Origin of the sequence: Arthrobacter globiformis (assembly GCF_003261175.1) — a bacterium.
GTDB lineage: Bacteria > Actinomycetota > Actinomycetes > Actinomycetales > Micrococcaceae > Arthrobacter > Arthrobacter globiformis_A.
In genome coordinates this window covers 1-473 of record NZ_QLNP01000012.1, presented here as the reverse complement: position 1 = coordinate 473, position 473 = coordinate 1, and the positions used below count along the sequence as shown (strand labels likewise).

Sequence of the window (473 nt, the reverse complement as noted above, 5' to 3'; positions counted from 1 at the left end):
CGTAGTTGAACCTTGGACTCGGCCTGCCGGTCTGCCTCACCGCATGCACTGGTGTGGCTGGGTCTTTCCTTCTGGCAATCCGCATGCCCTTTACTGGGTGTGTTGGGGAACCAGGACTTTTACTTTGAAAAAATTAGAGTGTTCAAAGCAGGCATTAGCTCGAATACATTAGCATGGAATAATAGAATAGGACGTGTGGTTCTATTTTGTTGGTTTCTAGGACCATCGTAATGATTAATAGGGATAGTCGGGGGCATCAGTATTCAATCGTCAGAGGTGAAATTCTTGGATCGATTGAAGACTAACTACTGCGAAAGCATTTGCCAAGGATGTTTTCATTAATCAGGGAACGAAAGTTAGGGGATCGAAGACGATCAGATACCGTCGTAGTCTTAACCATAAACTATGCCGACTAGGGATTGGGCGATGTTCAATGATGACTCGCTCAGCACCTTATGAGAAATCAAAGTCTT

At 44.8% G+C, this 473-nt stretch carries 1 rRNA gene; it reads left to right on the top strand.

The features are described 5' to 3' along the window. Window positions 1-186: 186 nt before the first annotated feature. A 16S ribosomal RNA gene (locus DBZ45_RS22775) occupies window positions 187-473 on the top strand; the annotation flags it as partial.